The sequence below is a fragment of the Streptomyces sp. NPDC111802 genome (assembly GCF_055634335.1).
The window spans coordinates 1-13,693 of sequence record NZ_JBVKCZ010000087.1 but is presented as its reverse complement, the minus strand read 5'-3'; the positions used below and the strand labels follow the sequence as shown (position 1 = coordinate 13,693).

General features: G+C 63.7%; 8 protein-coding genes and 2 pseudogenes. 5 read left to right on the top strand and 5 right to left on the bottom strand.

Annotation, left to right across the window (positions count from 1 at the left end; genetic code table 11):
• Window positions 1–233: pseudogene (locus ACZ7NC_RS42535) on the bottom strand (carbohydrate ABC transporter substrate-binding protein); the annotation flags it as partial.
• Between the two features lie 185 nt (window positions 234–418).
• Here ACZ7NC_RS42535 and ACZ7NC_RS42530 point away from each other — a divergent pair.
• The gene (locus ACZ7NC_RS42530) at window positions 419–730 is read left to right on the top strand and encodes a hypothetical protein (RefSeq protein ID WP_471497216.1); all 312 of its coding nucleotides are present in this window, start codon (window positions 419–421) and stop codon (window positions 728–730) included.
• Window positions 731–803: 73 nt separating this feature from the next.
• On the opposite strand, the gene ACZ7NC_RS42525 is transcribed toward ACZ7NC_RS42530, so the two are convergent.
• From ACZ7NC_RS42525 to ACZ7NC_RS42510, 4 genes are all read right to left on the bottom strand, one after another.
• Window positions 804–2,441: a glycoside hydrolase family 13 protein gene (locus tag ACZ7NC_RS42525; RefSeq protein WP_471497214.1), complete on the bottom strand. Its 1,638-nt coding sequence runs from the start codon at window positions 2,439–2,441 to the stop codon at window positions 804–806.
• Window positions 2,442–3,034: 593 nt separating this feature from the next.
• A complete protein-coding gene (locus tag ACZ7NC_RS42520; protein ID WP_471497212.1) occupies window positions 3,035–3,418 on the bottom strand; it encodes a DUF6009 family protein in 384 nt (127 codons plus the stop codon).
• 206 nt (window positions 3,419–3,624) lie between these two features.
• On the bottom strand, window positions 3,625–5,166 hold the full coding sequence (locus tag ACZ7NC_RS42515; RefSeq protein WP_471497210.1) for a DNA primase family protein: 1,542 nt from the start codon (window positions 5,164–5,166) through the stop codon (window positions 3,625–3,627).
• Window positions 5,163–6,224 (bottom strand): bifunctional DNA primase/polymerase, encoded by a 1,062-nt coding sequence (locus tag ACZ7NC_RS42510; RefSeq protein ID WP_471497219.1) that lies wholly within the window; start codon window positions 6,222–6,224, stop codon window positions 5,163–5,165. Before ACZ7NC_RS42510 ends, ACZ7NC_RS42515 begins: the two co-directional genes overlap by 4 nt.
• A 983-nt stretch (window positions 6,225–7,207) precedes the next feature.
• Here ACZ7NC_RS42510 and ACZ7NC_RS42505 point away from each other — a divergent pair.
• From ACZ7NC_RS42505 to ACZ7NC_RS42490, 4 genes and pseudogenes are all read left to right on the top strand, one after another.
• Window positions 7,208–7,560: pseudogene (locus ACZ7NC_RS42505) on the top strand (IS5/IS1182 family transposase); the annotation flags it as partial.
• 2,036 nt (window positions 7,561–9,596) lie between these two features.
• A complete protein-coding gene (locus tag ACZ7NC_RS42500; RefSeq protein ID WP_471497208.1) occupies window positions 9,597–10,832 on the top strand; it encodes a ParA family protein in 1,236 nt (411 codons plus the stop codon).
• Window positions 10,829–11,917, top strand: a complete 1,089-nt coding sequence (locus ACZ7NC_RS42495; protein ID WP_471497206.1) for a ParB/RepB/Spo0J family partition protein — start codon at window positions 10,829–10,831, stop codon at window positions 11,915–11,917. Before ACZ7NC_RS42500 ends, ACZ7NC_RS42495 begins: the two co-directional genes overlap by 4 nt.
• A gap of 813 nt (window positions 11,918–12,730) precedes the next feature.
• Window positions 12,731–13,546, top strand: a complete 816-nt coding sequence (locus ACZ7NC_RS42490) for a hypothetical protein (RefSeq protein ID WP_471497204.1) — start codon at window positions 12,731–12,733, stop codon at window positions 13,544–13,546.
• Window positions 13,547–13,693 lie beyond the last annotated feature (147 nt).

Below are 13,693 nucleotides of genomic sequence, written 5' to 3'. Positions count from 1 at the left end.
CCGGTGGAGGTGAACTGGGTCTTGGCACCGGTCTTCTCGGTGAACGCGTCCAGCACCTTCTGGAAGTTCTTCTGCTCACTGCCGGACCAGACACCCGCCACCGTGACCGTCTGGCCCTTTAATAACTGCTCACCACTGTCTTCGGAGTCGGAACCATCTCCGCAGGCGGTCGCGCCGAGCGCCAGGACGAGGGCGGTGCAGCCGGTGAGCAGGGTCGTACGTCGTCGCATCATCATCGATGTCCTACCTTCCAAAGCGTTGGTCAGATCTGGTCATTCGTAGGATCGGAGGGACCATGGGGTCTGGGTATGGCTGTTATCGGTGAACCGTGGATTGTCTTAACAGACTGACCGCCTGGACCCCCCGCGACGACTCGACCGCCAATGTGAGATCGAATTGACGAGCTGGCGAAGGAAGCGTGCCCAAGATCTGGACCGGGGTTGCGAAGACGGCGCTGGCCAAGGTGATCTGCAGTTTGCCTGGTTTGGGCCCCAAGCTCGGCGCCGAATTCACGCCTTCGGCACCCCCCGACCGCCTCTCCGGCTTCGCCGGCCCGGCCCCCACGACCTGCCCGGCCTCCAAGGCCTACTACCAACGAAAGAGAAGCGAAGGGAAGCCCCACAAGCAGGCCCTGCTTGCCCTCGCCCTCCACAGCATCAACCTCCTGTGGGCGACGATCCGTGACGGACAGCGCCACCAAGCTTCACCCCCTGTCACATCTACGGCTTGACATCACGACTGGGAGATCCCTTCAGTTCAGGGGGAAGGCAGAGGGAATGACGCGCATCAGCTGGAGCTGTACATCAGTGGATCGCGCAGTCCGTGATCCACCAGGCCGCGGTCGAACCGGGCAGCACCCCGGCCGGGCAGGGGCCGCTCGACAGCAGCGGGGTGCCCGAGACCGGAGCCGGGGTGGGGGTCGTACCGAAGTTGACGGCGCAGACAAGGCCGTCGCCGCGGACGAAGGCCAGGACACCGGGGGCGCTGTCCAGCCAACGCAGCGCGCCCTCGCCCAACTGGGGTAACGCAGCGCGCAGTTGGAGGCCGTCGCGGTACAGGTGCCAGAAGGAGCGGGTGTCGGCGAGGGCGCGGTCCGTGGCGTACTCGGCGAAGTACTCCGGCTGCGGCAGCCACGGCTTGGCGCTCTCCGCGCCGGAGGTGAAGCCGAACGGCGACGCCTGCCCGGACCAGGGCAGCGGCACCCGGCAGCCGTCGCGGATACGGGCCCGGCTTCCGGTGCGGCGGAAGATCGGATCGGTGAGCACCTCGTCGGGCAGATCGACGACCTCGGGCAGACCTAACTCCTCGCCCTGGTAGATGTACGCAGCCCCGGGCAGCGCCAGCATCAGCAGCGCAGCGGCACGCGCCCGCGCGGCACCCAGTCCGCTGCCCTCGGTCGCGGGTTCCCCATAGCGGGTGACCGTGCGGACCTGATCATGGTTGTTGAGGACCCAGGTGACCGTCGAGCCCGTGTCGGCTATGTCCTGCATGGCCTCGGAGATGACCTTGCGGAAGGCGTCCGCATCCCAGGGGGCGCTGAGCAGGTCGAAGAAGAAAGCCTGATGCAGCTCATCGTCGCGAACGTACAGGGCGTGTTCGCGCGCGGTCGGGACGGACACCTCACCAACCAAGAGGCGCTCGCGGCCGTCGCGCGCGGTGTACTCCTCACACACTGAACGCCACTGGCGCCACACCCAGTGCACCTCGGGCTGGTTCCACGCCAGCGGGTTCACCGAGTCACGGGTACGGCTGTCCGCTTCAGGGTCGTCCGAGTCGGGCAGCTCCGAGTGCTTGAAAAGACCGGCAGCGACATCGATACGGAAACCGTCAACACCCCGGTCCAGCCAGAAGCGCAGGATGCGGTCGAACTCGGCGCCGACCTCCGGATTGCGCCAGTTCCAGTCGGGCTGCTCTGGTGTGAACATGTGCAGGTACCACTGGCCAGGTCGGCCGTCGGCCTCGGTCACCCGGCTCCAGGCCGGGCCGCCGAACATCGCGTGCCAATTGTTGGGCGGCTCGGACCCGTCCGGGCCACGGCCGTCAGCGAAATGGAAGCGTGCCCTTGCCTGACTGCCCGGTGCAGATGCGAGCGCTTCCTGAAACCATGGGTGCTCGCTGGAGCAGTGGTTCGGGACGATGTCCAGCAGCACCTTGATGCCCAGCCGCCGAGCCGCCGCCACCAGCAGATCGAACTCGGCGAGATCGCCGAAGACCGGGTCGACGCCGCAGTAGTCGGCCACGTCGTAGCCGTGGTCGTGCTGCGGCGAGGGATAGAAGGGACTCAGCCAGATCCCGTCCACTCCGAGCTTCCTCAGATACGGCAGCCCCGCCCGGACCCCGGCGAGATCGCCGACGCCATCGCCGGTGCTGTCCAGAAAGCTGCGGACATACACCTGGTAGATCACCGCGTCGCGCCACCAGCGATGCGTGTTGAGCGTCACCAGTTGACCTGTCTGTTCGTGCGTAGGGTCGGTTATACACCAATGTTAGATATGAGTTTCAGGCTAACGTCAATGAGATGCCATATTCCTCACTAGAAGACGTCGCCCTTCTGCTCTGATTTTCCCGCGCAGAGGAAGCCGAGACACTAAGGGCAGCTTCGCCTAACAGCTACCCAAACAGGACATGCCCGATCAGAGCCAAGCCCAACACTGTTGGCTTCCTCCCGCTCACAAAAGCGAGCTGCTGAACTGCGGGCGCAGCCGCAAGCGCAGAGCCCTTTACAACGCCGGCCGCGCCAGATTGGACGTCAGGCCAGTCGCGCGACCTTCAGAAAGCAGACCTCGCGAGCCCAGGTGACTGAGCCCCAACACAAGGTCCCGCGACCGGTACCCATCCGACCACCCCATGGCACGATGGCTGGTAGCCGATACCAGGTCCTAGCCGACACCAGTGCGAGGAACCGCCGAGCGTGAAGTGCGCAGAACGCCGCCGCGCGCGTTGTCGACTTGAACACATAAGTGGGCCCCAACCGACGATATAGCCGTCTGGGCTCCAGCCGGATCGGCTGAGCGGAACGGGAACCCCTCCCCCGTCAGGTCGCAGCGGATGCTATGGGCTTGTGTCCACTCTGCGATCGAGGCGTCTTGATCCCCGGCTTCTTCGGCTCGATGGTCCGCGGGTCCACAGCTTCTCCTGGGGCTCCCTGCTGGTACAGACCATCAGGGAAGCTGTCTCGATCATGCGGAAGCAGGAAGAAGACGCGGCGTTTGTACAAGCCGCTGTCGGGGTCGGGTTCGGCTCCGTCGTCGAGGAGGGCGTAGCCGACCATCCGTCCATCGCGCGCGTAGCGCGGCTTGCTGGTACGACGTGGGGTCTTGTCAAGAGCTTGACGGACGTAATCCAGGTCGTCGGTGTCCTCCAGCCAAACCACGTCCACTTCGTGGATGAGATCGCCCTCGTTCAACAGCGAGCTCATGGCTGAAGCCTCTCCTTCGTCGGCCGACGGCCGTGTTGTGCCGGGCATGGGGGCGGGTGCGGGATCCCGCAGTCCGCGAGCCGGCTCATGTTCGACGACGGTGTCGGGGCCGCCACCAATGGGGGCCTACTGTTCATCCTAAGGGTGCCTCGGGTGGAGGTGTAGGGCGCGCGACGCAGTGTCCCGGCCTACTGGGCAGTATGGGGTCATTCGTTCGTGACGAGCGCGATGTTTGGGTAGTACTTGCGCCCGTTGGACTTGATCATGTCAGTGGGGGAGGCAAGGCCGACTTCCTGCCGGACTCTCGTGGCAAAGGCACGGGGGCTGGCAGGCCGGATACCCTCACCTGCGCTGCACCAGGAGCTGTAAGCCGAGTACAGAAGACCCTGCTCAACACGGAGATCGGGGTGGGCCTCGGAGTCCCGTGTGCAGCATTCAGCAAGGAAACGGCCAATGTGGTCTTCGGTATTGGCATAGGCCGTGGTGGCGATACGGACACGGTCTGGTCCCTCGAGAGGGTCACGAGTAGTGAGGTAGCGACGGGCACCCTCCAAGAGCCACTGCAGAATGCCCGGCCCTTCGTCCCGGACCAGTTCAAAGGCAAGGTTGTCGATTTTTCGCCCGTCCGGAACAACACGTTCGAAGGGCAACAGACGGATCCGGCGCCAGAAAGCGAAGCCGCCGGTGGAAACCTCCGGCCTGTGGTTGCCTAGCAGCCACAGGTGATGTGTGGGAGTGAAGGAGAAGTAGTCCTGTCTCATTCGCCGGGCCTTGATCTTGTCACCGCCGGTCAGGAGACGGACACGTGCTTCATCAAATTTGTCGTTGGGCTTGAGCTCACTGCACACGATCAGCCGCCGCCCGTGCAGTTCAGTGAGCTCGGTGGAGTGTTCGGAGAAGGCACCGCGATCCATGAGGAAGCCGGGTGGAGCGGCGTCTGCATAGTCACCAAGAATCTGGATCATGGTGTCGAGCAAGACAGATTTACCGTTCTTGCCCTGGCCATGGAGGAAAGGCAGAACCTGAGCTCCGACATCGCCAGTGATGGAGTAACCGAGCAGAAGATGCAGAAAGTCGATCATCTCCTGTCCCTCCGCGTCGTCGCCGAACGTATCGGCCAGGAAGCGGTGCCAACGAGGCGTCTCCATCTTCTGGGGGGCAACACTCGTCGCACGGGAGTGAAAGTCCCGGATGGGGTCAGGTTTGCGCAGCTGACCGGTGTGGAGGTCGACGACGCCCGCTGGAGTGCATAGGGCATACGGATCGCCGTCGAGAACGTCGGGGTCTACGGAAAGGTCGGGTGAAGCCTTGGCCTGAGTGAGGAGCGCCTTCATTCCAGTCGTGGACAAGGTGCGCTTCTTGTGCTGCAGCAATTCCCGGTCGCTGTACAACCCTCGAGGGTCGCTGTCGCCCATGTCCTCGGCCATCTCCCCCGCTGCCCATAGCGCAGCCTTCTCACCCCCGGAACGCTTCCAACGGTAGCCGTCCCAGGCAAACCACCCGAGGCCTTCGACATGGCGGAATCGGTCGCGGTACAGCTGGACGAACAACTTGGCATTGCCGCGGTCGGTGAGAGAAGGAGGCAGTGGCCCGGCTGGGGGCTGCCGACCAGAGAAGGTCGCCGGCATGAGCGGCGAGGACTGAGCAGGCAGCGGCAAGGGAGACGGCGGCTCAACAGTCTCGAGGTCGAACATCTGTTGAGCGGCGGCATGGGCGTCGAAACGCGGTGTGCTCTCGGCGCTGCTCATGAATGTCCTTTTAGGTGGAACGGGTGGGCGGCCCCTGCGGCAAGACCGTCGGCGACAATCTTTTCATTACGGCCTGTCTGCCAGGGACGGGCCTGGTGGGCGGACTCCAGCAAGAGGGCGCGCACAGCGGCCTCTTCAAGATGACCGGCTGCTACCAAACCTCCTGCGGTGTAGGCGGCCCGGTTGAGTTTCTCGGTGAAACCAGCTCCTTCAGGCGCGGACGCACACTGCGCGACCAAAGCGATCAACGGGTCCAGGACACGATGGGCAGCCGAGGTTTTCCCACGGCGCCTGGAGACAGGCTCCGTGGGCACACTCGGCTTTGTCAGCGAAGGCGTAATGACGTGCCCGGTACGGATGAGTTCGTCCCGCAACCAGTCCGGCAGAGGAGCCGGCACACGCCTTGGACCCTCCGCGGTGTATGTGCCGCGGCTTGTGGAGGTGGTGGGCGCCACGATGTAGCCCCCATCCGCACGAACGTCGACCTGCCAGGCCAAAGCGACCTTGCGGCTGGAACCGGTTGAGCAACGGAAACGGATGCCTGTATCAGGGTTGCGGTACCAGATGTGCAGGCCCCCTGAGGGCGTGCGCACACGCAGAGTGGTGTCGTCCTCTACCGGATTCGGCTGTCGCCGGAATGCCGCCAGGAGTGCAAGAGTGTCAAAACCTGAGGCGAGGCCGTCGAGATTCACCTCGTCATGGATAGGGATCCCTGGCAGCAGCCGGCTGCGGGCAGGGACCTGAGCCGCGTGCGCGTCGACATCAATGACGACCAAGTTGGCCGGACCGCAGGCAAGGCCCACACCTGACGTTGGACTATCGGACCACCAGGCATCGATGTGTTGCTGGTTGGTGGTGGCGGCGTGGAAGCCGTGGCAGGGGCGTCCCGCTGGGATACACGGGCACGTTCTGGGGTTATGACGCCGGTCCCTGCACTCTGAGCAGTTGGCCACCGGCGTCTTCCGGCCTGGGGCCAAGGGATGAACAGGCCAGCCCTGTGCTGCGCACCAGCGAGCCACGGCGTGCGACGTCGTCAGCCTTGCTGAGGCAGCAGGCATACGAATCTCACCGGGGCGAGGCACGCGGTCGTCCTTGTCTGGTCTCGGTGTTGGGGCCCTGGCAGCTGCTCCTGGTGGAGAGACACGAGGCTGCAGGGCCCGCATGATGTCCCCTCAGGGACTGAAGGGACTGTGTTTCGGGAAGAGTCTAGAACCACCCTGCACAGAAGTGTGTTCCCGGCGCCGCCGCGTGTCCGTTCTATCAGTTCCCTCGGTCCCTTGGGTCCCTTCGGACCCTGCACAGGGGGGGAGATTCGCCCAATAAGAGCTCTATGCACCGATATCTGAGCGACTGAAGTGACTCAGCCTCGGAAACGTACGGCAGGAGCGGCCCTCCTTCTCGCGCTCGGCATAGAGGTCAGTCCCCTGGAGGCTGTGGGAGACCGAGGGACTCAAGAAGAAGGAAAGACTCCTGCACTGGGCGGGCGCGGACACCGCCTGCTCCCGCGCCGGGCAGGGGTCAGGGTCCAAGAGCAGGTACTCATGAACGTGGTCAGAGAGCTTCGGTCCCTGTCCATCTTTGCAGGTCAGAGCCATTATCGCCGTACTGCCAGGGACTGTAGGGACTCAAAGCTCTAATTATGTGCTACTCACTGTGATCCGAGACATGCGTGCCCGCGCGTACATCAACCTCACGTAGCTACGTCATAATTAGGAACTTGAGTCCCTACAGTCCCTACACAAGGGTCCGTTCCCTTCGAAAAATCAGCTCCGTGCCTGGTCAGGCGGTTTTTAAGCAGGGCGGCACTACAGGGACTCAGGTTTGCTAAGCGACACCAGACTGAGTCCCTCAGTCACTCACGGCCCTTGGCAGGGTCTTGGCATAGGAGACCTGCTCTTGCAGGGGACGGCCGTCGGGGCTGCCCTGCAACACCCCCGACGATGGGGTCTCTCCGAATGGATCAAGCGGGGTAACCTGCTGCTACACGATTTCAGCGGAACTTAGACCGTGTCCTATGCGGTGAGGTGTTGTTGACCTCGGTATGAGGCGGGGTATGTGGAGTTGGATTGTTCCGGACGGCTGTGGGAGAACGTGCAGCCGTTGATCCGCCCGCCGAAGACAGTGTGCCGGTCAGCGGCTGTGTCTGGCGCCAACTACCGCCGCGTTTCGGCATATCGAAGTCGAGCGTGCATCGCCGTTCCCTGATCGGGCCGAGAGCTGGCGTCTGAGCCGCCTGCACGAAGCGTTCCTGCACCGGCTCGAAGTCGCCGGCCTCATCGGCGTCACCCGCGTCGTCCTCGACACCACACTCGACACCACCCCGGCCGCTACTACAAGCCTCAGCGCCTGCACGCCGACATCGCCTACGACCGTGTCGCCCTGCGCAGGTTTTTGCGATGCCTGGAAGATGCCAGCGCCCCGGTTCGTTTGGCCAGTTGAATCAATAGCTCCCCCTTATACGGGGGCCGGTCCGGGCGGGACTGTCGGGCGCTGACCGCCCCAATACGGGGGGCGCCGTGACATTGGAGCCCCTCAGCCCTGTCAAACGGTCATAGGCACTGGACGGGCCTGGTCATGTAGGAGGCAACGGCCGAGGCCGACTTCGCGGTCGCCACTCCCCCGCATGAATGCGTGACGTATGCCCGAACCCGCGCCCTGCCGTTGTCTTCACTGGAAAACGCCTGCTGAGCAGTGAAAAGACGTCCGGCCTCACTGACGAGTGAGAGTTCGTGGCGTCTGGATCCGATCAGGCTCTGTCAGCCAAGTAGCCATGTGTGGCGCTCTGCTGTTGCTGATGGCCAACTAGCCAGGTCAGCCTTTTCTAGGAGTACCTGGGGCGCGGAGGCCGCAGGTACCGTTGTCGGTAAGACCCTGCCGCAGCAGATGCAGTCCGGAGCGCAGGCGCGTGCAGGAAGCCGTGGTGAGCCCCGCCATGCCCGCTCCACCATCTCCGGTGGCGGCCACACAGTTCCGGCCCAGTGCTGCCAGCACTACCGGTAGCTGTGTGAAACATCGGCTGCGGATTTCTCCGGCCCGCGGATCGGGGTCATCTCGTCGAGCAGCTGGCGTCCCACGAAGACCCTGGGTCAGGAGGGGGAGTTCAACGCGTTCATCGGCTGAGGCCCTCTCCAGAGGTGAGGGGGTTCAACTCACAGAAGAGAGCGCGCTGGACTTTCACTTACGAAAGCGTCGGGAGCCGCCTCTGGGGACGGCCGTGGTTACGCACGTGCGATCAGGACCTGTCTGGGACGCGTACTTCGTACTGTCGATTCAGCCTGTTGCATGGATGGTTGCCTCGGCTGCGACATGGCCTGGCTTGATCTTTAACCCGTGCAGCGTAGTCGTTTGGGTCCGGTAGTCGTCTGCTCCGAGGTTGGTGTTTCCGGTGCCCGGCTTATTAGTTGGCCTGCGGCGGATGTGTCGGAAGTCCCGGCGGACGAGGACAGGGATGAGTCTCCTTGGGGAGCTTGTCCTCTCCCAGGGGCGACGCCGGTTCGGTGGGCGGCGAGCGGTCGAGCGGACGGGCCGAGGCTGGGTGTAGCCGGCGAGGATCAGCCAGATCCGGCGGTCCGCCGCCTCTGGGGCGCGGATCTTCCGGCAGGTTCTAAAACCGAGGGTCTGCTTGAACAGCCGGAAGGTGTGCTCGATGTCGAAGCGTCGCAGGTATGACAGCCCCACGCGTTCGGCAGCGGCGGGGCAGCCTTGCGCAGGACGCCATCTGAGAGCATCCTGGCCGACGCCTGCGCGGGCCCCCCGGCAGGAAGGCCAGGCGGGGGTGAGCCGTAGCCGGGGCCACGATGACGAGATCTCTGGGTCACCACCTGCCGCTGCGGTGAGGTGTGGGCGTCGGGTCGCCACCAGCAGGTGATGTCTACGGCCAGAACCAGTCGGGGCCGATTGCCTGCGGGAGCGGCACTGCGGCCAAGCCCGGCGCAGCCGATCGGTATCGACCCGTCCACGGGGAACAGCGGCATAGAGACCGCCATGACCGCGACGGTGTTCGCCAACCAGCGACTCCTCGGCCAGCGACCTCACCGGTGCCCGTCACTGCATCAGCCAGTTTGCCCGGCGCGTCCGAACGAGCATCGATACAGGAGTGAACTCGCCCCAGAAGCGGGACAGTTCCGACAACGCCTCCCGTCGGGCACCGTGCCCCACTGATACTGCGTCAACTCCGGGCGGCACTCTCCGTCATCGCGTTGACAAATAAGGCAAATACCGTTTCCAAGTCGTTTCGGACGGTACGCTGCGGTCTCGGCGTACGGCTAAGAGTGCTGGGTCATTACGGCGTAATAGTCCCGCACAGTTGAGGCGCCGTCAGAAGACTTATTACGCCGTAATAGCAGCTACTTGGCTGCCACCCCTCAGTAAGTAGCGTTACTAACGGGGCGGGCGGTGCAGAGGATCTTCAACGTTAGTAAGGTGTCCGCATGAGTTCTCTTGTCACCTCCAGCGACCGCGAGAAGGTCGTCTCCAAGCTGCCGGGACGACTCCGGCAGCTCCTCAAGATCAGAGCTGCCCAACGCGGCGTCGAGATCCAGACCGCCGTCGAACAGGGCATCCGCGACTGGTGCCAGCTTGCATCAACGCCTGCGCCGGTCGACACAGCTGGCGCTGATTCGTTTTCTACCTTCCTTCCCCCGGGCCAATGGGACGAGTTCCGGGGCATCGCTACGGACCGGCGTGTGTCCCTCATTCAGGGGTTGGCCCAGTCCGTCCAGCTATGGCTCGATGCCAACCCCGCCCCGGAGATCGAACGGCCAGCCTTCACCCGGCGCATCATCGTCTGTAACCAGAAGGGCGGGGTGGGAAAGACCGCCATCACCGCCGGCACCGGCGAGGCCATGGCTGAAGACTCCGGCAGCCTCTATCCGGTCCGTATCGCCAAGCAACTCCTTGCTGCAGGCGGCGAGGCCGAGAACTCACTCGAAATCGAGAAGCTGCCGGGACTCGGGCTGCGGGTACTGCTCGTCGACTTTGACCCGCAGTGCCACCTCACCAACCAACTAGGCGCCACTCCCCTGCCCATCACTGGCGATAGCCTCACCAATCACATGGCGGGCGACCCCAAGGGCGATCTCCGCGATCTCATCGTCTCCATTGACGACGAAGCCTTCGGAGGTCGACTCCATCTCCTGCCTGCCTGCAACGATGCGTTTCTGCTTGATGTGCGCCTGTCGGCCGTCCGTGCCAGGGAAGCTGCCCTCGAACGAGCTCTTGCCCCGCTCGAAGCGGAGTACGACGTCATCCTTGTCGACTGTCCACCCAGTCTTGGACTCAGCATGGATGCCGCCGCCTACTACGGGCGGCGACGTGAGGGTGAGAGGCCTGGCCAGTCCGGCGCTCTAATCGTCGTTCAAGCCGAAGACAGCTCCGCCGACGCGTATGAGTTGCTCACCACGCAGATCGACGACCTTCGAGCAGACCTCGCAGTCGACATCGACTACTTGGGCATTGTGGTCAATCTCTATGACTCCCGTCGTGGCTACATCGCCACGTCCTCTCTCCAGGGATGGGTCGACATAAAGGATCCGCGCGTTGTCGGGCTCATCGGGGACCTGAAGGAACAAAAGGAAGCCGTCCGCGTGAAGCAGCCCCTGCTGTCCTACGCGCCAAAGTCCCAGCAGGCAATCGGCATGCGCGCACTGGCCCGGGAGATTCGATGAGTAAAGCCGATCAGCTCGGCGTCGGACGCTTTGGCGGCCAGCCCCGGAGCATCAGCGCCCGCCGTCAGGCTGTGGCCCTCGCCACGGGAGTTCCCACTGAAGGCGTCGCGCCCCCGACCGAGCTTCCCCCTCACCGCATCAGCCTCAACCCTGACAATCCACGCTCCAGCCTCGGCGACCTGGCTGACCTGGCAGGCAGCCTCAAGACGCACGGACAGAAGCAGGCGATCACGGTCATGAACCGCGACGCCTACGTGAAAGCCAACCCGGAACGTGCGAACGACCTTGAGCCGGACACCTCATACGTCGTCATCGACGGCAGTAGTCGCCTCGCCGCAGCGCGCGAAGCCAGCCTCGCAACCGTAAAGGTGATGGTCAGCGACGACCAGGGCACGACCTCAGAGGAACTCCTCGAGTCAGCTCTGGTTGCCAATATCCATCGCCAGGACCTGGAGGAGCTCGACGAGGCACGCGCTCTGCAGCGTCTCCTCGTCATTCATGGCAGCCAGACAGCGCTGGCCAAGCGGCTTCATCGCTCTCAGGGCTGGGTCTCTCAACGTCTTGCCCTGCTCAACCTCACGCCCGCGCTGCAGGAACGCATCGGTCAGGAACCCATCGACCTGCTGCGTGCTGTCGGTAACAAGCCTGCTGATCAGCAGGAGACTGCCCTGGAGGAGCTGAAGACGCAACGTGCGCGGAAGGAGGTGGAGAAGCAGGAGCGCAAGCTCAACAAGCAACAGCACTCAGAACTTGCGCGAGAGGAACCTCCGGTACAGGCCGATGGCCATTACGACGTAATAGAGCGTCCGGCACAGGAACAGGCTGAAGCTGAACCCTCGGTAGAGAAGGCACCTGCCCCGCCGACAGATGTGGTGCCGGAGCCGCGTACCACTAAGGAGAGCAGCGACACGAGTCCTGCCGCCCCTGCCTCTCGTACGGCACCGACCCTCCCATATGACAACGGCACCTTCGTGGCTCATCACCTGATCCGCAAGATGAGTGTCACCGAGTTCGACAGGATGCTGGCGATCCTGAACGAGCATCAGAAGAGGCGCCTCGATGACGCAGAGCAACAGCAGCGTTGACCGCCTACAGGCTTGAACAACGACTTCCCCCGTCATGGTGGGGATTCTAGGGGCCGTCGCAGCACGTGAGCATTGACGTGTGGTGGTGGGGATCCGATGCAGACGCTCGGCTTGGGCTTCCCAGCCGAGCGTCTTGCGTGGGCAGTTGTTGAGGTCGGCTATTACGTCGTAATAAGAGCTGCCACCGGGGGAGTAGCCGTATGTGGTGGGCGTGTGAGACTGGTTCGGCCGACGCGGCGAACGCGGAGAGAGAAGAAGGCCGACCAGCCGAACTGGTTCCAGCGTCCTGAGGACGGCCGGGTGCTGGCGGCATGCCCCGGAGCACACACGAGATGCGAGTCGATCCGCGTGAGCAGTGCCGTGCAGCGCAGGGGAGTACAGGTGTGCGGCATTGACCGGGTGACATCGACGATGACAGAGCCGTCACATGAGTCGGTTTCGGCCTCGCCGAGCTAGGGGGAGCGATCCGCTGCCCGGCAACTGGCGCCGCAGGTGCGGGCGCTGGCGACGTGCCGATCACGCCGCCCCGTTCGCCATCGCCTCAACACTGGTGGTAACAGCGCTTTGAACAGCGTCCTGAGCATCATCGACATCTGCCCAACCAAAACTTCCTTCAGCGCTGGACCGGAGATCCCCCTCAGTGGTCTGTCGATGCCTCTGAAGCGGGTGACACCACTCCCCAGATCAGGGACTCAGGAGAGCGAGCTGAAGCCTCTGAACTGGCGAAAGGCAACGATGCCTTGCAATCGAGCCCCTGCCGAATCTCTGATTCACATTCTGTGAATCAGAGATTCGGCAGGGCACACTTGGTTCATGGCACCTCGCTCCCGGAAGGCATCAGCCTCTACGAAACCCCTGCTCAAAGCCCCAGCCCGGGTCGGCCCGCTCGATGCCGCAGCGTTGGTCGGAGAGCTGCGACAGCTGCATGAGGACGCTGAAGACCCAGACATCGAGCGGATGCCCGCAGACATCGAGCTGTACGGAGCATTGCTCTACGCCGAAAAGCACGCGAAAGCCCTCAAGGACAAGCGAGGCGCGGAAGCGTCACAGCGCGCTGCAGCGATCAAGCGCGTCTTGTTGTGGGAGTATCTCCGCGAACAGACAGATCTTCATCAGGCGAAGGCGATCGATGACGCCCGGGCAGCGAAGGCCGAGTGGGCAGACCTAGCGACGGCGCTTGCGGTCAACACGCCAAGCGCGGCTTACAACAAGGCCAAGCGTCTGCAAGCAGTGAGACTGACTGATGGACCATTGGGCGACCGGCCCGTCCGCCGTACACCGGAAGCGGTCATCGAAGCAGAACGGCGTATCGCAGCTCAAGCTCTGGCTGAGCGCCGTGTTGCAGAGAGCGCACGCGCGCGACATCAACTCGTACTTGCGGTGGCTCAGCGTCTCCTGGAGAACCGGGAGGAATTGGCTGGCGATGCCGATGCACAGGACTGGCTCGATGAGATGGCCGCAGTGGTGGACGACTGTCACACGCCCACGCAGCAAGTGAGCCTTGCACGATATCTCGACGCCGCAGTCCGGGCCTTCGCCAAAATGGAACAACGGACTGGCAAGCCACCTGCGACTACTGAAGCTGCACGTCTCGCCTTCAGTGCTGCGGTCGAGCTGCTCTCCCGTTGACGCAGACTTAGTCGGGTTACGGGTTCGCGGGGTCAGGCGGTCAGATCGTCCCCGGCCGCCGCCCGTGCTTCCTGGCCGACGTTGCGCGTCTCGGCCTTGATGGCGAGGTTGGCCACCGCGGTGTTGAACTGGTCGATGGATGTCGGC

Excerpts from the sequence above, each read along its gene's own strand:
- ACZ7NC_RS42520 (WP_471497212.1), bottom strand. The coding sequence starts at position 3,418 with ATGAGCTCGCTGTTGAACGAGGGCGATCTCATCCACGAAGTGGACGTG.
- ACZ7NC_RS42515 (WP_471497210.1), bottom strand. The coding sequence starts at position 5,166 with ATGAGCAGCGCCGAGAGCACACCGCGTTTCGACGCCCATGCCGCCGCT.
- ACZ7NC_RS42510 (WP_471497219.1), bottom strand. The coding sequence starts at position 6,224 with ATGCCTGCTGCCTCAGCAAGGCTGACGACGTCGCACGCCGTGGCTCGC.
- ACZ7NC_RS42500 (WP_471497208.1), top strand. The coding sequence starts at position 9,597 with ATGAGTTCTCTTGTCACCTCCAGCGACCGCGAGAAGGTCGTCTCCAAG.
- ACZ7NC_RS42495 (WP_471497206.1), top strand. The coding sequence starts at position 10,829 with ATGAGTAAAGCCGATCAGCTCGGCGTCGGACGCTTTGGCGGCCAGCCC.
- ACZ7NC_RS42490 (WP_471497204.1), top strand. The coding sequence starts at position 12,731 with ATGGCACCTCGCTCCCGGAAGGCATCAGCCTCTACGAAACCCCTGCTC.